Here is a 26,040-nt window from a genome sequence, read left to right on the forward strand (position 1 = left end):
TGGGGTAGCTGAATACAACTCTTAGCGGCTCTAACCGACGATTCAACGTGACACACGATGCAGAAACATAGATTTGCGGTTGGGTTAGAATTGACAGATTTGATAAGGACCGGCGGATGGATCGGCGTATCGCTGGTGATGCCTCTCAGACCATCTGACAGAGAAAGAGCGGGCGGCGGCGTTAGCCGACCGCCCGCGAGAGGTTATGGATTATGCACTTCCGAGTCAGCTCTCGAAATTGCCCGTGCCACGTCCTTGTGTGGAGATTCTCGCCATCATCTGCCTTCAGCATCGAAAAGACGGTTTCGCTCATTGACCGCTGGTTGTAGAGGTCATCGTCGATCCGGGCGTTGTGAGCCTTCTGCAACGGGGATTGCTCACAGTGCTTGATGACCGGACGCGTGGCTTCTTTCCGGCACTTCTCTCGAAGCTCTTTCCACGAGTACATCTTATCCGCGAGGAGTTCCCGCAGGTCTCCGGCGTTCCGCCGGAAGACTTGCAACCCGATATGTCCGTCGTAGGCCTTCTTCGTCGTGAAATGGACGTCCCTGATCACCAACGACTCCGTGTCAACCAGAACCGTGGTTTTCATCGCCTGAAACGAGTAATCCGCCCGCTTGCGGTAATGATGGCTTGCCTGACCACGCTGGAAGCCGCTGGCATCGATCGCACCAGTTCCCGAGAAGCCAGCCTGCTCCGCCGTTCTGCGGAGCAGGCTGCGCAGTGTTCGCATCGAGATCTCTTTCTCCCAGTTGCAAAACGACGTGTGATCCGGCGACTTCTCCAACCCGAACACGTCGAGAATCCCGGGCATCTCGTTGAGATAATCTTCGAGATGACGGAGCGGCTTTCCGATGTCTTCGCGCAGAAGCAGTAACGCGATTTTGTTCCACTCAGCGTGCTCGCCGTCGCCGTCTTCGTCGGCGACGGCAGGCGCGTCTGGATCCTCCACGTGTTCTTTGGCAAGTTCTCGATATTTCTTCGCGCGTTGTCGCAAACGTTCCATACCGCAAGAAGGCGTCCAATTCCCCTGAACTCAGCGGTAGAATCGCCGGACGGAACCGGCGATCAACAGAGCATTATTTCATCCATCGCCTGCAGGATGGGGTGCAGCGATAGCTGAACCATTGGATGTGAAATCACCTTCTGTTCGACGTGCTCAAGATATCGGAAACACCGAAGTGGGTGGGTGGTAGTATTCTTGACTGCTATGTCACTACTCGAACGTCTACTGGGAGAGGACACACCGGACGAACAGGTTGATCTCGAAGAGCGACAGCACGAAGCGGATGACACGCTGAATGGTCGCATCGACACAGCGGAATACGGAATTGACGCGTGTGCGGTAACGGGTATTGCGGTCGTCAACGAAGGGCCCGATGGTGAGCCGATCGTGGTGCCGATCGCGCGGTTCTCGCTCGGTGAGGACGTCGAGGAACCAGATTACGATCTCGTCTGGGAGTTGGTCGGTGAGGGTCTCAACGCGCTCCAACCAGCGCTTGAGGGCGTATTCGTGCGTCACTACGACATCCAGTTCACGTTCGACGGCGACGAATTGTTCGAAGCCGAGGAGTGCCGTCGCGTCGCCGTCACGCCCGATCTCGCCGATACGTTCGTTTCGGATGCCAGCTTCAATACCGGCGCGCTGCGAGACGCGATGCTCGACGCTGATGATATCGATGATGAAATCGCGCCGGTTGCGTGGGGCGAATCGAAAAACTACAGCAGTACGGCGAACGCGGCGATCGTGACCAACGGAGCTGCGATGGCAGCTGGGACGAGTGCGGGTGCAGCGAGTTGTGCTGGAGCAGGGGCGGCGGGTGCTGGTGCGGCTGGCGGCACCTGCGGTGGCGTTTGAGGGTGGTTTAAGGCCCAAGCCGACTCACGTCGGGTTGCTCACCACCGGTGGGAAAGACGATGGCACGAAAGCGCTGAATACCGAATGGAGGTCAGAGTACGTTGCGAGGCTGTGAATCCCAGCAGAGCCCTTAGCAGCCATCTATGGTTGAATCGACCGTTCCTGGTGTTGGTTGGCAGATCCAAAACTCGGAATCAGGACCCACGCGGTGGGGAACTCCCCCCGAAAATTTCGTCCCTTGCGTTCGAGAGGACGGAAAACGGCTTGTTGGTGTGGAAGGTCACGTTTTCGTACGCCTGCTGGATATGTTTTTGCTCGGGATCCGTGTGGCTGGCTTCGAGTGATTCCAGTTCTTCGACGAGTTGCTGGAGTTCGTCTTCGTTTTCGATGATTTCGGCGGTGAGCGCGAGGTCTTTGATGGATTTGGCCGCGGCACGGCGCACGCGGCCGTCACCGTCGGTAAGTGCATCAAGGTACAGCTCGCGCAGTTGGTGGCGATGAGAGGCTGTTTCGTCGGTGGTGTGGTCGCCCGGTAGTGCGTCATCGGTGAATTCCGAGCCAACTGTTCGGAACGCCAGTCGAGGATACAGCTCGGCTGCAAAGCGGATCGCGGACTGGCGTTGGTAGCCATCACCGTCCGCATATAGCTCTTGGCAGATCTCGAACCCTTCATCGAACAACTCCGCCTGTTCTTCGAGTTCCATCTCGTGGACTTCATCGAGTGCGCGGTTCACTTGTTCGGCATCGCCGGACCAGAGTGCCTCGGAGAATGCGGCGGGTGTGCGCTTCATACGTGGGTATTTTGATTACAGCCGCGTAACTCCTTGGGATGGCTGTACTGGGATGATTGATGGTCGTACTTCTACGGCTGCGATTGAGCACCTTTGTGTGGGTCGGTAGGTTGGTTCGTTCATCCTGACTATCTTCCATCCGGGGTGAGTACTAGTAGATCGTGACACGATCCGACAAAGACGAAGAACGGGACGAACGTATTGAGATGGAGATCATCGTCGATACCTACAGTCCGGAAGAGCAGGCGTATGTGTTTAGCGCAGTCCGTTCGTAGATGCCTCTGCACGTGATTCTGGTTCCTCTCCTCCGAGTATCGACATCAGTTGATCCGGCGGATCGAGTCCCTGTCGTTCCCACGTCGCTACCATCGTCGAGAGCGTTTCGTGGATGCGGACTCCGGTTTCCGACCGGAGTCCGCCGAACATCTTCCGCATCACTACCTGCTCGCGTAGAGCGCGCTCTGCGCGATTATTCGTCGAATCAACGTCCGGTTCCGTGACGAACGTCAGCCAACTTCCCAGCCCGTTCCTGATCTTCTCGACTAGTTGCGTCACTTCCTCGGTCTCGTAGCCCGCTCTGATTAACTCCTCCAGACACAGCGAGGCCTGTGCCCGCCTCCGCTCGCGGACGGAGGCGGGCGGGTCCTCTTCGTCGAACGCGGTCAAATCCTCGTGGAGGTCGTGTAGTACCTCCGAGATCGGCTCTGCTTCCTCGTGCCGTTCAGCTACGTACTTCGCCTCTCGTAGAAGGTGCGCCCAGCACCGCTGGAGTTTGCCGTGATAGCTCGGATACGCCGACCAGCCGTCACAGCTCAAAGTGGCGTCCTCGGCGAGTTCGTCGCCGAGGACGTCCTCCAGTACCTGACTTCCGCGGCTCTCGTCGATCGTATAGAAGACGTCCTCGTCGGTCACGAACGTCCAGACCCAGTGCTGGTCGCCGTCGACCGGAAAGCCAGTTTCATCGCAGTAGATGACGTCGCTGTCACGGACGCTGGCTCGAACGTCCTCGTACGCGGGTCGCAGCCGGTCTGCGACCCGCTCGGTCATGTTGTAGATCGTTGCCGGTGAAACCGGATGGTCGAGCTGCCAGTCGAACAGTTCGGCCTGCTTCCGGTGCGGAAGCCGGCCGTGATAGCGGAGGAGAGCGGTTTGGGCCAGCAAGCGTGGCCCAAACCGCCCGGTCTCCGGGCAATCAGGATGTTCGGCGACAACTTCGTTGCCACAGGAGCACTCCTGCTTTCCGAGCTCGTATTTCGTGACTTCGGTCGGGATGGGAAGCGGAATATCGACGATGACGCGGGAGACGTACTCATCGGGATCGGTGAGAACGCAGTCGCAATCGGGACAGTACGCCTCCCCGACCCGGACGGTCCTGTCCGGTTCGGGTGGTGGCCGGGTCGTTCCGTCGTGACCGGAGTTGCGTCCGGGTCCGGACGAGGAGTCGCTGGCGGCGTCTGCGTCGCCGCCAGCTTCGTCGTTCTCGTCGTTTTGCTCGGAATCGTCGTCCTGTGGCTGTTGTCCAGCACCGCCCTGCTTGCTGGACGGTGTGTGGGCGTTTTCGTACTTCTTGAGGCGGTTTTCGAGCTCTTCGATTCGTTCGTTCTGCTCGGCGTTTTGCTGGCGAAGAAACGCGTTCTCAGCGAGAAGAGCGAGATCTCGTTGGGGAAGGATCATTCGACCCACAGAACGGATCGCCGGGGTCGAACGACCCGGCGATCCGTCAGGCCCGGAAAGCACGATTAGCGGCTGTTCGTCCTGCTCTTCCCTGAGAGCTACGGTTTCGACTCGACTGTTCCGCTAAACACCTACGAGCAGGCAATGGGCTGGCACGCCTATCTGAACGATACGCTGGACTTTCCGTTCGAAGCGAGCTGTCTCACCGAGCGCGAAGAATCACCCCTCAAGGAAGGCGAAACGGTACGCGTGGTCGGAATGCCAACGACAGAGCCGACGCTCCGCCAGCAATTCGTAATCATAGAGTGGAAGAATAGGGAACTTGGTGTGCCACTCAAGCAACTGGAACCGGTCGATACCAGCAGTACCACCGAACAAGCGATCGCAGACTGGCACTACTGGCTTGAGCGCTGATAGTCGCCTGGTACCCAATGGAATCACTCTGTTCCCGCAGAAGCACAAGTAGATGGCTCGAAATTATCCACCCCCTCCAATCAGTATGGCTTATTCGGGTCGCGGTTCTGACCTCTACCAGATGCGGATCGAGTTCGACGGGGGTACGCTCCTGCTGCGGGGAGTCAGTGAGGATGTTCCGTACGCGGAGTGGGATGACCGGGTCGAGGACTACCGCGCGCACGCGTATCGGTACCGCCCCCTGCTTGAATGGGCCGACGCATGGGACGGTGAGACCTCTAGCACCACTGCAGAGGCGTCAAACAACCAAGAGACCATCCAATCGGCCACTGTTGCGGTCGAGGATACCGCCCGAGCCTATCCACAGCTTGCACTCGATCCGGCGCTTCAGATCGAGCCACGCGAGTACCAGCAGGCAGCACTCGACGCATGGCGCACTCATGACCGTCGTGGCAGCGTCGTGCTGCCGACCGGGAGCGGGAAGACGTTTCTCGGTATTCAGGCGATCTCCGACGCTGGTGTCGCCACGCTCGTAGTCGCGCCGACGATCGATTTGATGAACCAGTGGCACGCCACCCTCACCAACGCCTTCGGCGACCAACTACCCCAGCGGAGAGGAGATGGGCCTGAACAGGCGGTCGGCGTGCTCGGTGGCGGCACCCACGAGATCAGGCCGATCACGGTGACAACCTATGATAGTGCGTACCGGTACATCGACGAGTACGGCGACCAGTTCGGCCTGCTGATCGCGGACGAAATCCACCACCTGCCAGCCCCAACCTATAGACAGATCCCCGAGATGACCATCGCGCCGTATCGTCTCGGGCTCACCGCCACCTACGAGCGCGCCGACGATGCTCACGAACTCCTCGAAGACACCGGTCTCATCGGGCCGGTTGTCTACGAAGAGGAGGTTGACGAGCTCGCCGGCGAGTATCTTAGCGAATACGAAACCATCCACATGCAGGTCGAGTTGACCGACGACGAACGCTCCCAGTACGACGAGGAGTACGGTATCTATCGCGAATACGTCGATACGCACGACTTCGATCTCTGGAAAGCCGAGGGCTATCAGGAATTCCTTGCGCACACTTCCTACGATTCTGACGGCCGTCGAGCGCTGATCGCCAAGCAACGCGCCGAGGAGCTTGCACGCACAGCGGTGAAGAAACTTGATACGCTCGACACCCTGCTCAAGCGCCATCACGACGACCGCACGATCATCTTCACCGCGAACAACGACTTCGCCTACGAGATCTCCCAAGAGTTCATCGTCCCGTGTATCACCCACCAGACCAAGACCGACGAACGCACGGAGATACTCGAACGGTTCCGCACCGGCGAATATTCGATCTTGGCGACGTCGCAGGTGCTTGACGAAGGGATCGACGTGCCCGCCGCCAACGTCGGGATCATCCTCTCAGGGAGTGCATCAAAACGCCAGTACGCCCAGCGTCTCGGGCGGATCCTGCGCCCCACGGACGAACGACAACCGGCGCGCCTCTACGAGATCATTGCCACGGATACGATGGAGAACTACGTCTCCCAGCGCCGCCGCGAAGGCGTTGAGGCGGGAGCATGACCGTGACCACAATCGTGAGCACCACAGTGAGACAGGGGCCATGCTGACGGCAGACCTCGCGCGCTCGCGGACATCCGACGGTGAAGTGACGCCGCTGTTCATTGATCCCGACGATGCACGCTATCGAAAGACGGCGGGCGAGCTGATCGAACTGTTCGAGACGCACGTGGGCGAGCCGAAAGCCGACCTTGACACCGCGATCGACCAGCTGACGGTGGCGGATACCGATTACAAGATCATCCAAGGGCTGGCGAAACTGCTGCGTGACGAGTGCGACTTCGAGACGGTAGCGGCCGCCGAGCCGCACGAGATCCGCCAACGACTGTTCGAGCGTGCGAACGACTCCTATCCGATCGTTCGCCAGCCGACGCTCGAAGCGGATACCCGCAAACTCGATGTCTACACGGCGGTTGCTGATGAGCTCGGCATCTCACTCGCGGAGTGCCATCAGGGAATGTACGCGGATCTCGATGCGAACAATCGGCTCGTGCGCTTCGGCGATCAAGTCGCCGAGTCGGTCGAACTGGACACTGATGGAACGACCACCACGACCCAACTGACTGGCCAAAGCGAGGAGTCGTACACAGGCAAGGCACTCACTGACGAGTGGCTATTGAATCGGTATAACCTCGCGCTCGCGCAGGCAGTGCTCTACGATGCGACCGAACTGCGGATTCGGGTCTGGGATCAGTTTGCGACGGTGTTCAGCTACGTGAAGCTGTTCGGGTTGATGCACCGGATCTATCCGATCGACGAACACGGCGAGCGCGTGTCGAGCACGGACCTCGCGGAGGGATACGAAGCGATCTTGGATGGTCCGGCCTCATTGTTCCGGCAATCGCGCAAGTACGGCATCCGGATGGCGAATTTCCTGCCGGCGTTGCCCCACTGCAAGCGGTGGGAACTCACGGCGGACATTCTCGTCGACGAGTCAGCCAACGAAACACGCGAGCTCACACTGGACCAAACGACTGGATTCCAAACACACTACAGCGGTGGGAGCCGGTACGACAGCGATCTCGAACGCACGCTCGCCGACAAGTGGAGTCGATCGAATACGGAGTGGAACCTGGTCCGCGAGGACGACGTGATCGATCTGGGTGCCGAGGTCCTGCTACCGGATTTCGCGATGGAACATCCGGATGGCCGCCGAACGATTCTGGAAATCATGGGCTTCTGGACGCCTGAGTATCTCGAAGAAAAACTCGCCAAGATTCGGCAGGCCGATGTGGAGAATCTGGTCTTGGCGGTCTCCGAAAACCTCGACTGCACGAGTGAGGACATCGATATCGAAGCCGCCCGAGTGCTCTGGTTCAAGACCGGTATCCATGTCTACGATGTCGTCGATCTCGCTGAGAGATATGCAACCCAAGCACCCTCTGCTGGTTCCTGATTGCCCGAGAGTAGTGGTGAGGACGGTTTCAGTGATGATTTTGGCCAACAGAACAACTGAGACTGATGGCGTCTGCTGTCATGGAACGACACAGAGCATAATACCGGGCCTGTCGTAGCAGTCCCACAAGAGCATGAGTGACGGGCAGAGGCCCACCCTGACGGAAGCGACTGTGAGGGACCTGGCCAGAGCTAAATCATACGAACGCGGGCAGTCATACTACGAACGAGAAGCAGTCAGCGACGTGATTCGGCGCGGGGAGACAGTCCGAGCTGATGTCGAAGGGAGCCAGTATCAGCCCTATACGGTGACCATCGAATTCGACGACGCTGGCATCGCTCAGACCGACTGCTCCTGTCCGTACGACCACGGCGGAATCTGCAAGCATCGCGTTGCTGTACTGTTGACGTACATCCGTAATTCTGAGCGGATAAGCAACCGGCAACCGCTCTCGGAACTGATCGCTGACGCGAATCCGGAAACGCTTCAGGATCTACTCATTGAACTCGCCGACAGTCGTCCGGAAATGGCTGACTGGGTCGAAACTCGTCTCACCACTCCTGGCGACGATACAGACACCGACTCATCGGTGTCGGTGAGTCTGGACTCGATTCGCCGGCAGGCAAATCATGCGCTGCCAAAACCGGGGCAGAGAGGGCACAACGATGCCTATGCTGAGGCAGAACGCATGGCCGAGGAACTGGACGGATTGATCGAGCAGGCACGGATGGCTCTCGATGCCGAAGACGGCAAAACTGCGCTCGACGTTCTCGCAGCGGTCACCGATGAACTCGCCGACAACAGGTGGGCCGGTCTCCTTCCCCATGATATTCCTAGCGTGTACGAGGTTATCGGTGATCTCAACGAGACGTTCACCGAAGCTATTCTGACGGCTGAGTTGACGAAGCGTGAACGAAAGGACTGGAAAGACCGTCTCGCTGAATGGGATGACCAATTCATCCATTTCATGGGTGAATCCACGTTTATGGCTGCGGCGGACGCGGCGGTAGAAGGCTGGGATGATGAACGTGTCCTGCAGGCGATGGAGGGTGATCTCGCCAAGGGTGAGTTCTGGGAGGATGAGCCATCCTGGTATGCTGAAGATATCGTCACTGTCCGCCTCACGATTCTCGAACGAGAGGATCGCATCGAGGAGTATCTCAACCTCGCTGAGGCGACAGAGCAGACCCAAGCGTACGCGGAGATGCTCGTACAGCAAGGACATATCGAAGAAGCTGTTGACCACGCCACCGAGCGGTTGTCGACACCGGATTCAATGCTTGAGCTGGCCAAAACGCTGCGTGCGCACGACCAAACACAGGCAGCCTTGCGGGTGGCCCAACACGGCCTGACACTTGAGGGTTTCCGGAAAGACAGGCTTGCAGAGTGGCTGCGCGACCGTGCAGCCAGTACTGGCGATAGCGACCTCGCGCTGGAAGCAGCCGTCACTGCGTTCAAGGCGAGTCCATCGCTACGCTCCTACCAGGCAGTCGAAGAAATCGCTGACGACGGTTGGGAGAACGTTCAGCCCGACCTTCTCGAATTCCTCCGTACACAGAATCCGCGTGGTAACACTGCTGCGCGATCTGCGGAGGTGTTTCTCCATGAAGAACAGTACGAGGAAGCCATCGAACTCGCGGATAGCACCAGTCAAACCAGTGTAATCGAACCGGTCGTCGAGGCTGTCGTCAAGGAACACCCTCAGTGGGCGATCAGCACTTGCAAATCTCAGGCCGAACCGATAATCGAAGCCGGCCAGCATGACAGTTACAAGACGGCTGTGCGCTGGCTCAGACGAGCAGGACAGGCAGCCCAGGCGGCTGGCGAACTCGACGAGTGGCGTGACTATGTCGAAACGATGCGGGACGATCACTATCAAAAGTACAAGTTGCGCCCGATGCTGGAGGAATTGCTTGAGGAATTCGACGGGTGAGAACACAACGAAGACCATGACTGATACAGACATCACGGACCGATTCGTCATCGAAGTCAGCCGTGTAGGGACTGTCGATCACATCGTCGACTTGGAAGCAGAGCCAGTGGACAGGACGCCGTACTCACCGCGACGGGACTTGCCGGGCGAGAAGCTGTGTGATCGGAGCACGCGCTCGCCTGCAAGCGAGTACATCGAACTTCCGGACTACGCCGACTGGAAAGGTCTCGACAAGCCAGCCTTCGATGGCGATGCGCCGGACGAGGTGTGTTCGTATTGCTGGACAGATGTACTCACGGAGATCGAGAGAGAAGAACAGTTCGTGAGCGATGACAGAGACAAGCGAGTCGGGACGGTCGGGTACCGACTTCGGTGGAAACAGAAGGGCCGTGCTCGCAAGGAATGGTACGACATCGTCGTCCGGCCGGAGACGACCATGGCTGAACTCGACACGCTCATTTGTCGGTTCACGACACTCGATGACTTCCATCTTCGGATGTACGGTCTCGAAGATGAGTATATGGACTCGACACTCAACGTCATCCCCGATCAGCAATTCACTGAGATCGATGACCCCTCATACATGAAAGCAAGCGAGATGACGATCGCCGATGTCGCCGACCGTGCGACGCTCTGGGACGGAGACAGGCTCAGTATGGTCTACGATTTCGGGACGCCCTCACACTACTACTGCATCGTCAAGGACGTGTACGACCCAGACGAGATTGAGAGGCTTCTCGACGAGCGTGAGCCGATTGCAGCGACTGCGACAGCCGCCATCATCGACCAGAAACGACCCTAGCGATGCCACACGCGGCCAGTTGCCCCGCTTTTTTCACCGTACTCCTCGAACGCGCACTCAATGGCCGACTGTCCGTACTGTGAGCAATCTTTCGCGGATGAATCCGAGATTCGCGAGCATCTCTATGAAGACCACGAGTACGATGAGCTCGGTCGGATCGACACCAAGCGGGTCGACCAGTACGTCGATGAACACAACCTCGAAGGGAGCAACGACGATGACTCTCTTGATCAGCAGGACATCGACGAGGTAGTACGCACTGGCTCGGCAGTTGACCGTCACTCGGATGAGCGATGGGAGTTACATGACGTACAGGCGCTCTCGACGGTGGAAATCGTGGATGAGCTTGCCGAGCACGGTATCGAGACGACCGAGGAATCGTTCCGTGACCGCGCGGCCGAGATTGACTCCGCGATGACACTCGCTGACCAATGGGAGGACGACCACGACGTTGACGTGTCAGGGTATGATCGGGATTTCATTTGGATGGCTGCGGAAGTTCTCTGGAAACGGTGGGTACCCGGTATCCCGAATCGCGAACGGATCTACGACCTTCTACAGGAAGGTCGGGAACTCAGTGAGAAAGGACACGATGTCGAGGCCTGCCAGCGATGGCTGAGTGTGTGGGAGATCATTATCGCCGTGACACCGGATGAAATCACGATGATCGAGGCGGCTGACGATCACCTTCCGAACGTGCTCTCGCTCGAAGCGTTCTTGCGGTCGGTCGATAACGACCTCGCTACTCTGGCAGCAGACGATCCGGCCTATCATGAGCGACGACTCGAATTCTGTCGGGAGGTCTGTGACCAGTTTCCGGACGCACCCGACGAGCTGCTGTTGGACTTCCGCCATTTCGTTGCCGATTCGCTGACAGAGCTGGGAAGACTCACCGAGAGCAGGAACGAACTTGAGGCGCTCGTTCGTGACTATCCCGACGACCCTTGGGCGTACAAGAAACTCGCGGATAGCTACTGGCTCACCGATTCTCGCGATCCAACGGATAGCGAGATGAAACGCGCCGCAGAGCTATATCAACAGGCGTTGGAGGTCGAAAAGCCTCTTGAGCGGCCCTCGATAGTGTCTGATCGACTCGACGACATCGAATGCTGCCTACCTGATCAAACATAGTTGATTCTCGGGTTGGAGGCTGCGAAGTCTCCAATTCGGCCTGTTGTAAGAAACTCAACCCGTCCTCCTCTGTCAGCAAGTACTGGATTGTTAATAGAATGTCCGTAGCCTCTGTTCCTCATATATAAATCACCTTGTCAGAGTCGTAGAACATGAATTGTCGCTGCAGAGTTCATCAACAGATCTCTGCTGAACTACCCAGCCAGCGGTTACTGTCGAGATGCTTTCGCCTCGCGAACATCGTTTCCTTCTCGAACCATGCCGGGACAGTTCGGGCAGACGCGCACCGTGTCCATCCCAGTCGGAGCAAACACACGCACGTACTGCTCGGTGACGAATTCTCCACAATTCAGACAGTCAGGCATAGTAGAGTCCGCTGACCCTCGGAACTTCACTCTATCGCTACATTCGAAATCTGCGTTGCGGACGACCATTCGAGACGCTGGGAGAGCGTGGTGAGGTGTGTGGTTTCTGGATTCCACGTGTACAATGCCTCCTTCACGCAGTTTTCGACGGGTTTGGAGAATGAATCGTGCTGGATAACTCATTCGTTATCCGTCTATCGGTATATTTTACTGCTAGAATAACCACCTTCGAGATATGAGATATGTATGATCTGACTGGCTTCCAGCGGGATCTGCTGTACGTTGCTTCCAGCAAGGACGAACCGCATGGTCTTGCGCTCAAAGACGAACTCGAACAGTATTACGAGAGCCAAATCCACCACGGACGGCTCTATCCGAATCTCGATACGCTCGTTGAGAAAGGGTTGATCGAAAAGGGCCAGCTCGACCGGCGGACGAACTACTATCAGGTGACGCAACGAGGTCATCGAGAGATCGAGGCCCGCCGCGAGTGGGAAGACCAATACGTCTCACCGGAGATCTGATAGCCCATGCGTAGTGTTCCAGTTCCTCGGCCGTGCGCTTTCGGAAGCAACTCCTCGGGAATATCACTGATCAGTGACGGCGGTGAGCACGTCTAATGGTCGAGATCCCCGACCGACTGGCGTGTCTGTTCACCGATTCAGTCACCGAGACGGGCGATTCCTACACGGTTGAGGTGCCAAAGGAGGAGCTCGACGTGGGAGCGATTACGGCTGGCGAGACCTATCGAGTGGTGATCCTCGAGGATGCAGCGCCTGCGGGAAGCGACGACCAGCAGGATCCGTCGACGAATTCGGCAGCCTCAGCGACTTCGAAGCCACCAGTATCCCAGGGAGCGATCCGCGAGGTGACCATCGAGTCGCTGGGTGATCAGGGTGATGGGATAGCGAAAACCGATCGTGGATACGTGCTGATCGTTCCGGGAGCGCGTCCCGGCGACGAAGTGACCGTTGAGGTCACAGAAGTCCGCGAGAACGTCGCGTTCGCAGAGGTTCGATCAGGCCGAGATCAGGGCGAGACATCTGACGATCAGTAACTCTCTTTCAACCGAAGCGGGCAGTATTTGTCGAGAGAAACCACCTGACGCAGGTACATTTATCACTGTGTCTGTACTGTGTTCGCTTGGAACAACTCATGGCCAGCACGTCAGACGACCCTCGAAATTTCACACTGCGCGAGGAGAGCGGCGAGGAAACGAGCGTTTTCACCGGACAGACGCCACGACAGGCGGCACTCAAAATCGCTCGGCGACTCGACCCAGCCGATAGCGAAGCCCAAGCGAGCCGAGAGAGCTTTCGCTTGCGGGAGAAAGGAACGAAGAAACTCCACATCTACGAAGGGTGGGCGTGGCGCGAACAAGCACCCGAGGACAAGCCCGACTGGATGCCCGAAACGATCACTCAAGCGAACGTCTCGAAAGAGGGCATCGAGCACCTCGACGAGCTGTAGTTCGAGGGCCTGATACAGATTCATATACAGCCAGTTGAAACAACGTGCATGGATGAAGGGCGACGGATATCACCGTTCGCCGAAGACACGCTTGCGCTGCTGACCGAAGCTGCCGGTGGGTCCGGCGAGGATCTTGCGAAAGACGAGGCTCTCGAAGTGATTCAGGCCGACGAGCACTTTGGAGAAGCCGACGCCCAAGCAGCGCTGACCGAACTCGAAAGCCGTGGCCATATCTACTACGTCGATGAGACCGTCCGAATCACACCGACCGACGAGTGAGTGGTAACTCGCTGGGACACAGCCAGCAGGTCGTCTCTGTCGGGATTTCACTTTCAGTCCGGTTGGACAGCTTCTATCATCGTCCGGTGGATAGCTGAATATCGAGGGACGGAACGGGTCCGGACCTCGAACAAGCGTGTCACACGCTCCTTCCCTTTCATGATACAGATGCTCAGACGGATACTTTCCCGGACGACAGAGGAGTCGGTCGTTGAGTGCCGTCACTGCGGTGCGAACGTCGAGCCAGAGGCTGATTCCTGCCCGGGATGCGGGTCAACCGAGATCGCGTCCTATGACATAGCTTCATGAGCTGAGAGGAGTTGCTTCGTCCCGCCCGTCCTGTGCCCGCCCACAGCGACGTGGTGTGAGAGGTGAACCGCGCCAGAGAGCCGGGGATTTTCACTCGAAATCTGGTGATGTCCCTGGTTCTTTAGCCAGTGACGTTCTGAGTGGTGCCTATGGCGATACCGTTCGGCGCGACGTGGGGCACGCTGATCGAGCGGTGTGAACAACTGCCCGAAGAGGCGACATTGATCACGCCGCTGGCATCGCGACGCTTTCGGATTACCGATGTCAAGAATCAGCGAATCATCATCGAGGATGTTGATTCGGCTGATTCACAACCGCTGCAACGCGAGCAGTTCGAAGCGCTCGCCGAGCACACACGCGAGTCTATCGATGGTTTCGAACTTGACCGCCTCCCATCGAAAGCTGAACCGTATGCGGCGGTGCTCGCACTCCACCCGCGCTACGTCCTCGATGAGCGTGAGAACACGCTGACCGAACTCGATGAGGCCGACGAGAGCGCAGTGCTGGACGATGCGCCACACCTATCGATGAGTGCAGGCGCGGACGACGAACAGGATAGCGAGCGCGAGGAGCCCGAGATCGATGTGTATTCGGACATGCTGCTGTTGATCGACGCGCTTGAACGTGAAGACATGAGCGCTCTCGAAAGCGTCGAGACGCCCGTACTGGTGAATCTCTATACGTTGCTGTCGGATGTCCAGCGCAACGCCAACGACCTGCGACAGGACGTGTCCGATATGCTCTTAGAGCGTGTCGGTCACGACCGCCCACTCCACGGCCAGTACGGATCAGTTCAGCGAACGACGCGCCGGAACCGCTCGCTCAAGGATACCGAGGAAGTGCTTGATGCGTTCGCCGAGACCGGTATCGATCGCGAGCAACTCGTCAGCGTTGACCGCTCGAAAGTCGAGGAGGCACTGGATGTGGTCTCCGTTCCCGAATCGGTCGTCTACGATGTTTCCGAGAGCGAGTACGTGCGCAAAGCCGAGGTGGACGAGGAGCGTAAGGAAACGCGCTTGCAGGGGCTCAAAGATCGGCTGGCGGTCAGCGACGATCCCGAAGCGGATGTCCTGCGCCAGGAAGTCGAGCGGTTGGAACAGGAGATCGAGGAGCTGACCGAGTTCTCGCCAGCCAGCACGTTCGGCGAGCAGGCCGAAAGCGGCTGAGGCGTCTGTTCGCCTGATCGGGTCCACCGGCGAACGCGTGGTGTATCGCTATAGCATTCGACAAGTGGCTAAGATGGATAGAGATAGAGCGAAACGGCTGCCACGACGATCTCAGCTGCCTTGGACGGGAGAGCCAGTCCCGACAGATCACCACTCATCACGAAAAACGCGATGACGGTTATGATCGCATACGCGGCCGCAACGAGGTAGAATTCACGCCGCCAGAATCGGCTGACGAAGACGAGAATTCCGGCGAGCCACCCGACGCCGTTGAGATAGAACAGAATCCCGGATGTCTGGCTGAATGCCAGTATGCTCGGCGCGAGGTACAGATGAATTACTGCCGAGACGAGCGCTCCGAGAAGCGCCACGTAGGCGATACTATTCGTTGGAAGGCTCACCAGCGACTGCGAACTGGCTGTCCCAGTAGATTGGCTGGCCATATGTTCTCACCGTATCAATCGCACAAATAACTACTGATAGTCAGTGATTCCCTCACTCTATTCGGTACTTCACACCTTCATTGAGGGTGAGATGCACTCACTACTGGCTAAGAGTCTCGGTCTGAGTTCACTTCCACTGTCCTTTCCGCGTCTTTTTAGTTGGGAAGCGTCAACTGAGCGTGTCTCCCATCGAACACACGCGGAGGCAGGAAAAGACCATGCCCGATGTACATTCACACGCCGAAGAGATCCACGAGCAGTTCGCCGACCAGATGGACATTACCGTCGAGGAGGTCGAAGAACGCCTCGACACGCTCGCTAACGAGTATCAGGTGCCCATCGACGAAGCGCGCCGCAGCGTCACCAGCAGCTACTACGACGAGACCGACGCCGATCCGGAATCGGTGGGTGACGCGAACGAACAGCGCGAGATCGGCAGTATCAACACAGCCGAAGAATGGATCGACATCACCGCGAAAGTGGTTGAACTGTGGGAGCCACGGAGTGATTCGATCGCGCAGGTCGGCCTCGTGGGTGACGAGACTGGCCGGATCAAGTTCACCTCGTGGGCGAAATCCGAGCTGCCCACGCTCGAAGAGGGCGCAGTGTACCAGCTCGGCAACGTCGTCACCGACGAGTATCAGGGCCAATTCTCGGTAAAACTCAACCGGACCACCACCATCGAGGAAGTCGACGAGGAGATCGAAGTCGGTGACAACACCACGGAGGTTGAGGGTGCACTAGTGGACATCCAGAGCGGAAGCGGCCTGATCAAGCGCTGTCCCCACGAGGACTGCACGCGCGTGCTCCAGAACGGGCGGTGTTCCGAACACGGCGAGGTCGACGGCGAGTTCGACCTTCGGATCAAAGGTGTCCTCGACAACGGTAACGTGGTCCATGAGGTGATCTTCAACCAAGAGATGACCGAGGAACTGACAGGGATCACACTTGCAGAGGCGAAAGAGCGCGCGATGGACGCGCTGGATACGACAGTCGTCGCCGACGATATCAGTGACGACGTTCTCGGGCAGTATTACCGGATCAGCGGGCCTGAACTCGGGCGATACGTGTTGGCTGACGAATTCGAACAGCTTGGTGCGCGCATGGACTCAGAGGAAGTGCTGATCACAGCGAGGTCGCTGTAGATGAGCGCAAACTCAGACGCGGGCGAGTCGACGGGGCGGGAGGTCGCCAAGCGACTGTTCGCCCGCGAGTTCAACGACGCATCGTACACGTTCAAAGAGTCCGAGGATGAACTCGCACCGAACTACACGCTGCTCCCGACGGGTGACCGTGTCAACCGGCTGTTTTTCGCGGGCACGCTGACCGAGACGAACGATGTTGGATCGGACTCGGAATACTGGCAGGGGCGCGTGGTCGATCCGACGGGGACGTTCTACGTCTACGCGGGCCAGTATCAGCCAGAGGCGGCGAGCGCGCTGCGGCAGATCGAGACGCCAACGTATGTGACGGTAGTTGGAAAACCCCGGAGCTACGAGACCGACGACGGCGAGACGAACGTCGCCGTGCGGCCGGAGTCGATCACCCAAGTGGATGAAGCGACCCGGGATCGCTGGGTAGTCGAGACCGCCGATCAGACCATCGAACGCCTCCAAGCGTTCGACGCGGAGATCAACGATTACGCGCAGATGGCACGCGACGAGTACGGTGAGCGGCTCGCTCCCTATCGAGAGGCGGCCATCGAAGCGCTGGAAAGTCTCGATGCCACCGATGGCTCTACGAGTGCGGCCACAAGCGAGGCAGAATCGGACGCTTCGGGGAGCGGCCCACTCGCCAGCGATACCGACCCGATCGAAGAGGACGAATACACTCCTCCTGAGAGCGAAGAGAGCGTCGGAACCGACGAAAGCGCCGAGAGCGAGGAAAGCAGTTCTGACGATGCTTCAGACGTTGAGGAGTCGTCCGAGGATACTGGACTCGGCGAATACGACTGAAGGAGGAGTAGGCTTCGTCGGCGGCTCGACACCGTCTGGGGTGTCTCCAAGTGTAGTCCAGAAATAGTCGTCTGTGTGTCTCTGACGCATTCATTTACATGGGCAATCATTAATATGACCAAAAGATAGATATGACTTCAACAACTACGGCTACTCTATGACAATCACCTCGGAGCACGTGGGACCATCGGTTGCTGAGAATCTTCGGACGATCCTTACTGAAGAGAGTGGTGAGGTCATTGCAGTGGGTTTCGATGAAGAGTCGACAGGCGAACTCGTCAAGATACTTGCCGAGAGCGAGGAGCCGCCGAGCGTGCGCTTGCTCGTTCGGGAAGGCGTACTGAAATGGCTGCGCGATGATTTCGTGCTGGCGAGCACAGCCGCGGAGTTGCTCGAAGCGGAGACGCTGGAACTGCGAGCCGCTGCTGAGCGATTGGATAGGACACTGCTGGTGACGGAGGAGACGGTCGTCTCGTTGCTCATCCCGGATGACGAGCATAGTGCGGCGCTGGTGACCGATGACGAGGAGTTCGTCGCAGCGGTACGCGAGCGCTGGAGTGGTGTCTGGGACGATGGCGAGGCGTTCAATCTGCGAACGCCGGTGTACTCGCGAGTGCTGGACTCACTTGGTGAGGAGTTCAACTCGGCGATGGAGTCGGACTTTCGGACGGTGCTGGAATCGGTCGAGGATATGGACGATAGCGGTGAACTGGACGAGGTGGGGCTGAGTCTGTTGATAGCGGCCAAACACGAGCAGTTGCTCTACGATATTTCGAAGTGGGGTGAAGATGTGGGTGTCGCAAGCAAGGCAACGTTCTCACGGACGAAAACTCACTTCGAAGAACAGGGACTCCTGGAGACGGAGAAAGTACCGATCGACGTGGGACGGCCACGGCTGCGTCTGCTGCTGGGCGAAGAGCGGCTCCGCGAAGCCGAGGCTGGAGAGCTGGCGAACGTGGCTCGTGACTTGCTCTCGGCGGCCCCGGCCTAATCAGAGACCGTTCGAGAAGCTATTCGGAGGAGAGAGGAGGTGAGAACAGGGATATTAGATACCGTAGGCGGGTCACGCAGGGATTCTGGACAGTGAGGTACTCTTCGAGAGGACACGAGCCACCGACTGAAACGATTGTGGTTAGTCGTTCGCCGGTGTGACTCCTGTTCCGTCGGTGTTTTCGACATCGACACTGCCGGTAAGTTCGGTGTAGGGATACGGCATGCCGATGCCCTCAGCGTCGAAGCGTTTCTTGACCGCTTCGGTGAACTCAGTAGCGACTGGTTTGTAGCTGGTCTTGTTCGGGTTGATCCAGAGTCGCCCCGAGAGCACGACTGCGGAGTCGCCGAGGCTCGTCACGGGCGCAGATGGTGCGGGGTCAGGGAGGGTACCGTCGAGGTTTCGTGCTTCCTCGATGATAGCCGCTCTGGCCTCCTCGATATCATCGTCGTACTCGATGCCGAAGTCGATCGCCACTCTGAGTTCGTTGTTTCCTGTCGGATTGGTCACGACAGCGTCAGCGAGGTCGCTGTTCGGAACAGTGACTTCCTCGTTATCGAACGTGTTGAGCTTCGTGACACGGAGTTGGATCTCCTCGACAACGCCTTCATTGTCATCCCACTCGATCCAATCACCGATTGTGAATGGTTCGTCTTGGATGATGAAAATGCCCGCGACGAAGTTGGCGATGAGGTCCTGTGCAGCAAACCCAACAGCGAGCGAGAGTGCACCGAGAAGCGTCGCAAACGCCGTAAGTACGACACCAGCGCCCGCGATCGTCGCTGCAATCACAATTGCAAGCACGCCGATGAGAGCGACCGTGATACTCACCGCTAACCCCGCAAGCGTTTCGTCGACACCACGAGTATCGAGCACGGCTTTCAACGCCCGGATGATGACAGCTTTCCCGACGTAGTAGATGATGACGAACGCGACGACGAACAGGACGATTTTCACGGCCGCACTGACAAGTGCGGGACCGAACTGGTTGAGCAGGGATTGTGGGTTGAGTGAAAACCCTTGTTGCATCGGTATCATTGTATGCAGGTATTCAGACAGATGAAGCACCAATTAAAGTTGTGGCTCTTGGTCGGAGGATTCCATCGTGCTTTGGCTACACTCTCATAAGATTTGACATCCTCTCGTGCCTGTAGGGCGTGTAGAGTAGGATCGTCAGAAACGTGAGGATGAAGATCGAACACGACACCCATCTCCACGTTCCCCCGGTATGATGAAGCGGGTGTACCGGGGGTTCAATCCACAGACATCGTCTCAAAAAGAGTTCTGGCCGTCCATTGAAGATTCAGATTCGGCGACAGAGAGTTATCTTCGGGCGGGGGGATCTGACGGGGAGCTGAGCTTGGGCGTATCAGAAAACGTGGGGACACGAGCGCACGGAGAGACATGACGACCATTCCCCACGCTTGCTGTCTGACTCCGGGACAACAACCGCGTCTCAGTTGAAAGACCGTGATGGTAAATGGTTTGCGGTCGATTGACATGCGTCCAAACCGGCGTGATGCAGTGCAGGCGTAGAAATCCCACAACTATAGGCGAGGTGATCGTGGACAACACGGCGGACTACAGCATTGTTGCTTGGTCCGCTGTGGTGTCTGCCGGTTGATCGGTGTCGGCGGGTGTCTCCCGGACGACCATCGTCCCGGCGAGACGGTCACCGATCCGCTGTCTCTTGTCGGAAGCGGCCATCGCGATGAACCCGATGAGGTAGTAAAACAGGCCGTCGATTATCTCGAGAAGATTCCGAACGAATGCGGAACTCAGTGAGCATTGCCCGCCGTCTTCCTCGACGACTTTGATGCCGAACAGTTTCTTGCCGACGGTGTAGCCGTCCCACAACCCCTCCAGCAGGAAGAAGTAGATGAAGCCGGCGACGACTCCGAGCAAGAGTCCAATCCCGCCGATCACGCTCCCTGCATCGCCACCGATCGCACCACCGATCGCCCCGATCACACCGGCGATGACGCCGATGATGAGGGCCACGGCGATACTGTCGACGATCTGGGCTCCGATTCTGGCACCGATAACACTCGTGTCGTCCCGTGTCGGTCGGGTCGGATATCCTTCCATACCATTCCATCTACAATATGGGACTTAAATCTATGTACTTGGGTTTAAGAGGAACCGCCAGCAACACGCTGGTCCACTCACGAGTTAGACAGCGGGCGTACTCAACCACGACGGTCGGTGTGACGTTGCGGTCGGCGTTCCGTCGGCAGAATGTCCGCTCTGGGAACACTATCCGATGACCATGGCAGAATGATTCAGTGGCCGGTCTATGCATCGAGGAATTTTGCGTATCACGTGTACCCCGTCGCTCGGCACTCACACCATCGTCCGGACGACGGCGGATGGTTTGTCGTTCACCCACGACGTCTCGTGAGCCTTTCTGATGGATATTGTAATAGAGACCAACAGATCGGCTGGAAAGTGTGTCCATACGCCAACTAGTCGGCAAGGAGACTGAGATCGGTAAGCTGTTCGGCAACCGTTGCGACCGCCGTCTCGAGAGTCGTGCGCTCGGTCGCACCCGCCACGACGAGTTTCCCCGACCCGAAGAGCAACACGACTACTGTTGGCGAGTCGAGACGATACACCAATCCCGGAAACTGTTCGGGCTCGTATTCGGTTTGCTCTAAGCCCAGCCCTATCGCTACCGGGCTCAGATTCAGCTGTTCATCGAGATCAGCGGTCGCGACGATGTTCTGGACTGTGATCTCGGGTGTGCATTCGATCGAGACTCCGAGATCACGCACGATCGTCACGAAATGTTCGAAGGCCGTCCGCATCTCGCTAGTGCTCGTCGCTCCTGTCACAGTGGCTTTGCCTGACTCAAAAACCATCACCGTCGCTTCGTGGTCCGGAGCCTGATACAAGAGGCCGGAAAAGTTCGACGGCTGGTAGTCTGCGCCATTGAGATCAGACGCTAAGGTCGCCAAATCGACCTCCCGTTCAAGATCACCTGCACCGACCACGTTCTGTATCTCGACAGTGTCGGTCGGGTCAGTTTCCAGTGTCACGCCTTATCCCGTGAAATTTCAAACAGCGGCGGGATAAACCTGTCCGAATACGTGACACCGCACGATTTTTCTCCCGCGCTCATCTCGATAGATCGTAACGACTGATCTATTGAAAATGGGGTACGGCGGCAGGGTTCGTGGATTTGAACTGAGACGTCACACATTTGAGTCGGAAAGAATCGTGAGTTTCCTGTCTGATTTGGCAGTGATCGTCGCGATCAATCCAATTATATATACCAGATGCTTAATGAATTATATCGGGGAGAAATTGTCTAAACCATCAAAACCCTGCGCAATTGTCTATTTTCAATAGAGAAGACTGTTCGATTTCTTGTGCCCATGCTCCGCGCAGGGATAGCAGGATTTCCACCGAGTCACAAGAGTGTCCCCAGAGTACACCGGAGAGCAAACCTGACTAAGCGTCGACAACGATCAACATCCGCTTCGTGTGGTCGAAGTCATCGGTCGTGACGAGTAGCCTATGGGTGGCAGTGCGGGCGGGTAGTTCACACCGTGACGGTGCTTTCAGAGCCGCCACTGATCGTCAATGACAGCAGCATATCCTCTACTTGCTGGCCAACCTCCGAGGAATACACCATCTCTGGGATGGTACTCGCAGCGGTATAGAGGGTATCACCAACGAGCGTGAGAACCGCATTTTGTCGGATGTTCATGGAGGCCTCGGCCGAGCTGAGTCGCAGATCGAGAAAGGTCGCGCGGCTGTCGTTTGGAAGCGTGACTTCCCGTCGATCGAGCGTTTCATTCGTCATCTCGTTCTCTCCGGCAGACTGTTGGTAACCGCTCAAGAACTGCTCTGTCGCCTGGTCGAGCGTCACTGACGATGGCGCACCTTCGCGGAGGAACACAGTCAGGCTGCTTGGCATATTTGCAGCTGTGAAAGAAACCTCCGTGGGGTCGGTTTCATCCACTTGCCAGTTGCTCGGATATTCGATCGTGTACGGGTAGGAATCACTGCTGTAGGTCTCGCGATCCGAGAGGTCAAGACTTCCCTCCCCCATCGCTGCCGTTCCGGCAGCTGTGGGTTCTGCTGTGGGCTGGGATGTAGCTGTCTGCATTGGGGTGGGAGTTGCAGTGGCTGTTTGGGTCTGTGTCTGAGTTTGAGTTTGAGTCTGAGTAGCGGTCTCTTGTGCGGTTTCGGCCATTGTGGTCGCAACTGTCGTTGCAGTTGTCTCACCGCCTGCCGACGTGTTAGATCCGTTTGTGGACTGGGTAGAGTTGTTCCCGCTACTGTTGTTGCCTGTACTACCATTACAGCCAGCGAGGAGTGAAAACCCTGCTGTGAGACCAACCAAGACGCGTCGTCGTTGCATATTATTGGTTCTCACATACGATATATGAAGATTTCTATTTTCGTATTGGAATATCAAAACGGCATATCTCGTGATCAAACGCGACAGCTCCTGATTTTTCTGCTCTATTAAAAATGCGGCACAGAGTTGGAGTTGAGGATTCTAGACGAGTAGAACAAGCGTCTCCAGACATTCTATCGACAACATTCTTTGAAGGCTGCTCAGATTGACGAATTTCCAATGTCGTGAGCTAACTTGACAATAATAAAGAAATGCTGCATGAGCGGCTCCGAAACCGGACATGGGTGAAGATCTACTGCTCGACAAAACCACCCGACGCACAACGGATGAGTATGGGTTGAGCAGGCACTGAAAGTGGGCCGAGAGGTGCTCGACGACCGAGATCGAATCTACTACGTCAACGATCAGGTCTAGATCATGTCGACCGACGAGTAACTCGAAATCAAACTCTTTCACGGGTCGGTCCGTCGGTTTCACGCAAATTGCTGTGGGAACCCCTCTATGACATGTTTTCAGCAGTTGCGTGACCGACGCAATACAGTGGTAACTGCTAGCATGAACCAGAAACGTTCTCGAATATGTAACGATAAATAGAATGAGGTAATTCAGGAAAGAAAGGGCTATATTCCCCTATCGAGTAGTGTCTTTGTACATAGTGGTCCGTCTTTCAAACCCTCTCAGAGTAGTCGTACTGTATATCGGTCTTGCGCTCGTGCGTGCCGATCTCATCGAACCAGAGCGGGCACGCCGGACGACCCACCTCGCGTGGCCACGCATCCTTACCGGCATCGCCCGGATGTCGAAAAACGCCGTCGACATCGCGATGGTCGGGGTCGCGGTTGGCTCCGCTGGCATCGCCGGTGTGGGCTTTGCGAGTCCCTTCTGGGGGCTCGCGTTCGCCGCCGGCGGCGGGATCGCTGCCGGGACGATCGCGCTGGTCTCCCAGCGCTACGGGGCCAAGCGCCTCGGTGCGGTCGATCGAGCCGTGCGATCGAGCGCCGTCATCGTAGTGGCGATCACGCTCCCGCTCATTGCGATCTTCTGGGTCTTCGGCGGCGATCTCGTCGCGCTGTTGAGCAACGATACCGAGGCGGTCGCGCTCGGTGCGACCTACCTCCGGATCGTGGCGTTTGGCATCCCCTTTGCGGCGCTCAACCTTATCGGGAGTCGGGTGTTCCTCGGCGTCGACGACGCCAAGACACCGATGATTCTCCGTTCGGGTGGTGCGATCGCAAACGCCGTCATCAACGGCGTCATGATCTTCGGGCTTGATCTCGGAGTCGCCGGCGCGGCGATTGGTACTGTGCTCTCGAACGCACTCGTGACTGGGATCTTCGCGGGCGGGCTCGTCGCGGGGCGGCTGCCCGGTCTCGGCGAGCTTCCGGTGCAGATCGATCCGCGGGGGAGTTACCTTGGCGATGTCCGCGAACTCGTCGACATCGGAACCCCCGTGGTCGGTCGGAAACTCGTCTGGACGATCGCGCAGTTTCCGATGCTCGCGATCGTTGCGCTGTTCGGCCCGCAGGTCGTGGCGGCGTACGTGATCGCGCGCCGGATCTGGGGGCTGATGAATACGCCCGGCTGGGGGTTCGGTCTCGCCTCCTCCAGCCTCGTGGGCCAGGCGCTCGGCAGTGGCCACGAGGAGACCGCCGAGGCGTACGGCCGCGAGATCGTGCGGTTCGCGGTCGCGGTCTACGTCGTCTCGGCCAGTATCGTCTTCGTGCTCGCCGACCCCATCGTCGCCACCTTCGCGGGCGGCGGCTCCGAGACCATGATCTCGGTCGCGGTGTCGTTGGTTTCTGCGGCCTGCGTTGCAATCGTTCTCAAGGGTGTTTCGGAGTCCGCTGCCGGCACGCTCGATGCGAGCGGCGACACCGAGTGGCCGTTCTACAGCCAGGTGCTCGGCATCTTCGGCGTCGCGATCCCGCTGGCCTACCTCGGCGCGACGACCTCACTCGGTCTCTACGGCCTGTATCTTGCCTTCCTCGCTGAAACGACGGTACCGGCGGTGCTCAATTACTACCGCTTCGCCACCGACAAGTGGAAACAGGTCAGCCGGCGTCACCGCCCCGACACCCCAGCGTAATATCAGTACCTCACAAAGTGGGTCGCTCTTGTGTAGATTAGCGGAATACGTTGACAGCGACGCAATCGACAAGGCTGTGGATGGGTGCTTGAACAAGATTCAGGGAGCGAAGAAGCCCGAAGGTGCGAGCGGCCTGCTCCAAGCCTTGCTTGGACAGGCCGCGGAATTTCGCCAGCCACGGTTGCACTAACGACCAGAGGCATTCGACCTGATTCGTGTGGATACCTTCCTCTGAGACGTACTCATCATCATGGACAACGGTTCGATGCTCGTGTTCCATTTGCTGATACGCGGGAAGCTCGTCGGTCCAGATCTCTCCCAGCGGCTGGGAGAGATCGCCTGCTTCCTCAATCACTGGCCCGAGGTTCTCGTCGTATTTCGACCCCTCTTCGGCTGAGATCACCTGGAGCACGTCGCGGCAGGCCGCGACGAGCGTCATCTCATCGCCCTGCTCTCCTGTCCATCGCGCCCGTCCGGGTCCAGGGGACCCGCCGCGGGACAGTCCGTCCCGCGGTGGGTTCTGGCCTTTGAACCCCGAGCACACCCGCTGAGTTTCGTCCACCTGTGTCGGCCCAGCAATCGTGTGCTCGATGCGTTCCCAAACAGTCGGGAAACCGCGAGCGAACGCGGTTTCCACGTCGCTAATTGCCTCGAAGACGGTTTTGTAGGTGCGGTCAAGCAGCGGTGCGATTTGGTTGATGCTGAGGAGGGAATCAGCGTACAGGACGAAGGCGACGAGGAACTCGCCGGGGGCGAGTTCCGAGTCATAGAAGGGTGTGCCACGGGTGTAGGTGGTTTTCCAGTCACAGCGGCCACACCAGATACGGGCCGAACCATCGAGGGCGTGGAGGGCGTCGGCGTCACAGCTCGGGCAGGTACGGGTGGTCCAGATGGCTTTGAGTCGCCGCTCGACGATGGCGTCGAGCGGCTCCGGCCGAAACTCTATTGCTCCGAGGTCAACGAGTTGCTCAAGCATTCCGCCGAGAGCAGCGCGTTCATTGGTCATGTACGACTGCTGTCGGCGGGATG

General features: G+C 57.9%; 26 protein-coding genes. 16 read left to right on the top strand and 10 right to left on the bottom strand.

Going from position 1 to position 26,040, the window contains the following annotated elements; all coding sequences use genetic code 11:
• Positions 1-181: 181 nt before the first annotated feature.
• Positions 182-1,006: an IS5 family transposase gene (locus MUK72_RS18765; protein ID WP_244699423.1), complete on the bottom strand. Its 825-nt coding sequence runs from the start codon at positions 1,004-1,006 to the stop codon at positions 182-184.
• A 204-nt stretch (positions 1,007-1,210) separates the two neighbouring features.
• Here MUK72_RS18765 and MUK72_RS18770 point away from each other — a divergent pair, with 204 nt between their 5' ends.
• Positions 1,211-1,858 (top strand): hypothetical protein, encoded by a 648-nt coding sequence (locus MUK72_RS18770; protein ID WP_004051324.1) that lies wholly within the window; start codon positions 1,211-1,213, stop codon positions 1,856-1,858.
• A 194-nt stretch (positions 1,859-2,052) separates the two neighbouring features.
• Here the strand turns inward: MUK72_RS18770 and MUK72_RS18775 are convergent, their stop codons facing one another.
• Positions 2,053-2,649 (bottom strand): hypothetical protein, encoded by a 597-nt coding sequence (locus tag MUK72_RS18775; RefSeq protein WP_244707168.1) that lies wholly within the window; start codon positions 2,647-2,649, stop codon positions 2,053-2,055.
• A 255-nt stretch (positions 2,650-2,904) separates the two neighbouring features.
• The gene (gene tnpC, locus MUK72_RS18780; RefSeq protein ID WP_244699194.1) at positions 2,905-4,323 is read right to left on the bottom strand and encodes an IS66 family transposase; all 1,419 of its coding nucleotides are present in this window, start codon (positions 4,321-4,323) and stop codon (positions 2,905-2,907) included.
• Positions 4,324-4,467: 144 nt separating this feature from the next.
• Between tnpC and MUK72_RS18785 the strand changes: the two genes are divergently transcribed.
• The 6 genes from MUK72_RS18785 (at position 4,468) to MUK72_RS18810 (ending at position 11,578) form a co-directional block, all read left to right on the top strand.
• Positions 4,468-4,737, top strand: coding sequence for a calcium-binding protein (locus tag MUK72_RS18785; protein ID WP_342346260.1), 270 nt, complete (start codon positions 4,468-4,470; stop codon positions 4,735-4,737).
• Between the two features lie 121 nt (positions 4,738-4,858).
• Positions 4,859-6,319, top strand: coding sequence for a DEAD/DEAH box helicase family protein (locus MUK72_RS18790; RefSeq protein ID WP_244707170.1), 1,461 nt, complete (start codon positions 4,859-4,861; stop codon positions 6,317-6,319).
• A gap of 40 nt (positions 6,320-6,359) precedes the next feature.
• The gene (locus MUK72_RS18795; protein WP_244707172.1) at positions 6,360-7,712 is read left to right on the top strand and encodes a DUF790 family protein; all 1,353 of its coding nucleotides are present in this window, start codon (positions 6,360-6,362) and stop codon (positions 7,710-7,712) included.
• A gap of 133 nt (positions 7,713-7,845) precedes the next feature.
• Complete coding sequence (locus tag MUK72_RS18800; protein ID WP_244707174.1) at positions 7,846-9,645, top strand: SWIM zinc finger family protein; 1,800 nt, start codon at positions 7,846-7,848, stop codon at positions 9,643-9,645.
• 16 nt (positions 9,646-9,661) lie between these two features.
• Positions 9,662-10,447 (top strand): hypothetical protein, encoded by a 786-nt coding sequence (locus tag MUK72_RS18805; protein ID WP_004051331.1) that lies wholly within the window; start codon positions 9,662-9,664, stop codon positions 10,445-10,447.
• A gap of 60 nt (positions 10,448-10,507) precedes the next feature.
• On the top strand, positions 10,508-11,578 hold the full coding sequence (locus tag MUK72_RS18810; RefSeq protein ID WP_244707176.1) for a tetratricopeptide repeat protein: 1,071 nt from the start codon (positions 10,508-10,510) through the stop codon (positions 11,576-11,578).
• 209 nt (positions 11,579-11,787) lie between these two features.
• On the opposite strand, the gene MUK72_RS20525 is transcribed toward MUK72_RS18810, so the two are convergent.
• A complete protein-coding gene (locus MUK72_RS20525) occupies positions 11,788-11,943 on the bottom strand; it encodes a DUF7563 family protein (protein ID WP_425311116.1) in 156 nt (51 codons plus the stop codon).
• A gap of 242 nt (positions 11,944-12,185) precedes the next feature.
• On the opposite strand from MUK72_RS20525, the gene MUK72_RS18815 reads away from it, so the two are divergent.
• From MUK72_RS18815 to MUK72_RS18835, 5 genes are all read left to right on the top strand, one after another.
• Complete coding sequence (locus tag MUK72_RS18815) at positions 12,186-12,467, top strand: PadR family transcriptional regulator (protein WP_004051343.1); 282 nt, start codon at positions 12,186-12,188, stop codon at positions 12,465-12,467.
• Between the two features lie 95 nt (positions 12,468-12,562).
• On the top strand, positions 12,563-13,000 hold the full coding sequence (locus MUK72_RS18820; protein ID WP_244707178.1) for a TRAM domain-containing protein: 438 nt from the start codon (positions 12,563-12,565) through the stop codon (positions 12,998-13,000).
• 98 nt (positions 13,001-13,098) lie between these two features.
• The gene (locus MUK72_RS18825) at positions 13,099-13,413 is read left to right on the top strand and encodes a non-histone chromosomal MC1 family protein (RefSeq protein ID WP_244707179.1); all 315 of its coding nucleotides are present in this window, start codon (positions 13,099-13,101) and stop codon (positions 13,411-13,413) included.
• Between the two features lie 48 nt (positions 13,414-13,461).
• Entirely contained in the window at positions 13,462-13,692 is a 231-nt protein-coding gene (locus MUK72_RS18830; protein ID WP_244707181.1) for a hypothetical protein, read from the top strand.
• A gap of 458 nt (positions 13,693-14,150) precedes the next feature.
• Positions 14,151-15,167, top strand: a complete 1,017-nt coding sequence (locus MUK72_RS18835) for a DUF7983 family protein (RefSeq protein ID WP_244707183.1) — start codon at positions 14,151-14,153, stop codon at positions 15,165-15,167.
• Positions 15,168-15,235: 68 nt separating this feature from the next.
• Here MUK72_RS18835 and MUK72_RS18840 read toward each other — a convergent pair whose 3' ends face one another.
• A complete protein-coding gene (locus MUK72_RS18840; protein WP_049916011.1) occupies positions 15,236-15,610 on the bottom strand; it encodes a DUF7475 family protein in 375 nt (124 codons plus the stop codon).
• Positions 15,611-15,828: 218 nt separating this feature from the next.
• Between MUK72_RS18840 and MUK72_RS18845 the strand changes: the two genes are divergently transcribed.
• The 3 genes from MUK72_RS18845 to tbsP all read left to right on the top strand — a co-directional run bounded on the left by MUK72_RS18845 (position 15,829) and on the right by tbsP (position 18,556).
• Complete coding sequence (locus tag MUK72_RS18845; RefSeq protein WP_244707185.1) at positions 15,829-16,755, top strand: replication factor A; 927 nt, start codon at positions 15,829-15,831, stop codon at positions 16,753-16,755.
• Positions 16,756-17,565 (top strand): RPA family protein, encoded by an 810-nt coding sequence (locus tag MUK72_RS18850; RefSeq protein WP_244707187.1) that lies wholly within the window; start codon positions 16,756-16,758, stop codon positions 17,563-17,565. It begins immediately after the preceding gene.
• Between the two features lie 157 nt (positions 17,566-17,722).
• A complete protein-coding gene (tbsP, locus tag MUK72_RS18855) occupies positions 17,723-18,556 on the top strand; it encodes a transcriptional regulator TbsP (RefSeq protein WP_244707189.1) in 834 nt (277 codons plus the stop codon).
• Between the two features lie 141 nt (positions 18,557-18,697).
• Here tbsP and MUK72_RS18860 read toward each other — a convergent pair whose 3' ends face one another.
• From MUK72_RS18860 to MUK72_RS18875, 4 genes are all read right to left on the bottom strand, one after another.
• Complete coding sequence (locus MUK72_RS18860) at positions 18,698-19,594, bottom strand: mechanosensitive ion channel family protein (RefSeq protein WP_244706918.1); 897 nt, start codon at positions 19,592-19,594, stop codon at positions 18,698-18,700.
• A gap of 543 nt (positions 19,595-20,137) precedes the next feature.
• Entirely contained in the window at positions 20,138-20,644 is a 507-nt protein-coding gene (locus MUK72_RS18865) for an RDD family protein (protein ID WP_004051344.1), read from the bottom strand.
• A gap of 377 nt (positions 20,645-21,021) precedes the next feature.
• Complete coding sequence (locus MUK72_RS18870) at positions 21,022-21,588, bottom strand: TATA-box-binding protein (protein WP_049916014.1); 567 nt, start codon at positions 21,586-21,588, stop codon at positions 21,022-21,024.
• A gap of 512 nt (positions 21,589-22,100) precedes the next feature.
• Entirely contained in the window at positions 22,101-22,757 is a 657-nt protein-coding gene (locus MUK72_RS18875; RefSeq protein ID WP_080503136.1) for a hypothetical protein, read from the bottom strand.
• Positions 22,758-23,637: 880 nt separating this feature from the next.
• Between MUK72_RS18875 and MUK72_RS18880 the strand changes: the two genes are divergently transcribed.
• A complete protein-coding gene (locus MUK72_RS18880; protein ID WP_004051348.1) occupies positions 23,638-25,011 on the top strand; it encodes an MATE family efflux transporter in 1,374 nt (457 codons plus the stop codon).
• A 37-nt stretch (positions 25,012-25,048) separates the two neighbouring features.
• On the opposite strand, the gene MUK72_RS18885 is transcribed toward MUK72_RS18880, so the two are convergent.
• Complete coding sequence (locus tag MUK72_RS18885; protein ID WP_244703527.1) at positions 25,049-26,017, bottom strand: IS1595 family transposase; 969 nt, start codon at positions 26,015-26,017, stop codon at positions 25,049-25,051.
• Positions 26,018-26,040: the final 23 nt, after the last annotated feature.

This window comes from Halococcus dombrowskii, from assembly GCF_022870485.1.
Classification (GTDB): domain Archaea; phylum Halobacteriota; class Halobacteria; order Halobacteriales; family Halococcaceae; genus Halococcus; species Halococcus morrhuae.

What these genes read in the sequence shown, in the direction of transcription:
- MUK72_RS18765 (WP_244699423.1), bottom strand. Translation starts at nt 1,006, where the DNA reads ATGGAACGTTTGCGACAACGCGCGAAGAAATATCGAGAACTTGCCAAA.
- MUK72_RS18875 (WP_080503136.1), bottom strand. Translation starts at nt 22,757, where the DNA reads ATGGCCGAAACCGCACAAGAGACCGCTACTCAGACTCAAACTCAAACT.
- MUK72_RS20525 (WP_425311116.1), bottom strand. Translation starts at nt 11,943, where the DNA reads ATGCCTGACTGTCTGAATTGTGGAGAATTCGTCACCGAGCAGTACGTG.
- MUK72_RS18795 (WP_244707172.1), top strand. Translation starts at nt 6,360, where the DNA reads ATGCTGACGGCAGACCTCGCGCGCTCGCGGACATCCGACGGTGAAGTG.
- MUK72_RS18850 (WP_244707187.1), top strand. Translation starts at nt 16,756, where the DNA reads ATGAGCGCAAACTCAGACGCGGGCGAGTCGACGGGGCGGGAGGTCGCC.
- MUK72_RS18775 (WP_244707168.1), bottom strand. Translation starts at nt 2,649, where the DNA reads ATGAAGCGCACACCCGCCGCATTCTCCGAGGCACTCTGGTCCGGCGAT.
- MUK72_RS18800 (WP_244707174.1), top strand. Translation starts at nt 7,846, where the DNA reads ATGAGTGACGGGCAGAGGCCCACCCTGACGGAAGCGACTGTGAGGGAC.
- MUK72_RS18785 (WP_342346260.1), top strand. Translation starts at nt 4,468, where the DNA reads ATGGGCTGGCACGCCTATCTGAACGATACGCTGGACTTTCCGTTCGAA.
- tnpC (WP_244699194.1), bottom strand. Translation starts at nt 4,323, where the DNA reads ATGATCCTTCCCCAACGAGATCTCGCTCTTCTCGCTGAGAACGCGTTT.
- MUK72_RS18770 (WP_004051324.1), top strand. Translation starts at nt 1,211, where the DNA reads ATGTCACTACTCGAACGTCTACTGGGAGAGGACACACCGGACGAACAG.
- MUK72_RS18805 (WP_004051331.1), top strand. Translation starts at nt 9,662, where the DNA reads ATGACTGATACAGACATCACGGACCGATTCGTCATCGAAGTCAGCCGT.
- MUK72_RS18810 (WP_244707176.1), top strand. Translation starts at nt 10,508, where the DNA reads ATGGCCGACTGTCCGTACTGTGAGCAATCTTTCGCGGATGAATCCGAG.
- MUK72_RS18820 (WP_244707178.1), top strand. Translation starts at nt 12,563, where the DNA reads ATGGTCGAGATCCCCGACCGACTGGCGTGTCTGTTCACCGATTCAGTC.
- tbsP (WP_244707189.1), top strand. Translation starts at nt 17,723, where the DNA reads ATGACAATCACCTCGGAGCACGTGGGACCATCGGTTGCTGAGAATCTT.
- MUK72_RS18860 (WP_244706918.1), bottom strand. Translation starts at nt 19,594, where the DNA reads ATGATACCGATGCAACAAGGGTTTTCACTCAACCCACAATCCCTGCTC.
- MUK72_RS18845 (WP_244707185.1), top strand. Translation starts at nt 15,829, where the DNA reads ATGCCCGATGTACATTCACACGCCGAAGAGATCCACGAGCAGTTCGCC.
- MUK72_RS18830 (WP_244707181.1), top strand. Translation starts at nt 13,462, where the DNA reads ATGGATGAAGGGCGACGGATATCACCGTTCGCCGAAGACACGCTTGCG.
- MUK72_RS18835 (WP_244707183.1), top strand. Translation starts at nt 14,151, where the DNA reads ATGGCGATACCGTTCGGCGCGACGTGGGGCACGCTGATCGAGCGGTGT.
- MUK72_RS18840 (WP_049916011.1), bottom strand. Translation starts at nt 15,610, where the DNA reads ATGGCCAGCCAATCTACTGGGACAGCCAGTTCGCAGTCGCTGGTGAGC.
- MUK72_RS18815 (WP_004051343.1), top strand. Translation starts at nt 12,186, where the DNA reads ATGTATGATCTGACTGGCTTCCAGCGGGATCTGCTGTACGTTGCTTCC.
- MUK72_RS18790 (WP_244707170.1), top strand. Translation starts at nt 4,859, where the DNA reads ATGCGGATCGAGTTCGACGGGGGTACGCTCCTGCTGCGGGGAGTCAGT.
- MUK72_RS18825 (WP_244707179.1), top strand. Translation starts at nt 13,099, where the DNA reads ATGGCCAGCACGTCAGACGACCCTCGAAATTTCACACTGCGCGAGGAG.
- MUK72_RS18885 (WP_244703527.1), bottom strand. Translation starts at nt 26,017, where the DNA reads ATGACCAATGAACGCGCTGCTCTCGGCGGAATGCTTGAGCAACTCGTT.
- MUK72_RS18865 (WP_004051344.1), bottom strand. Translation starts at nt 20,644, where the DNA reads ATGGAAGGATATCCGACCCGACCGACACGGGACGACACGAGTGTTATC.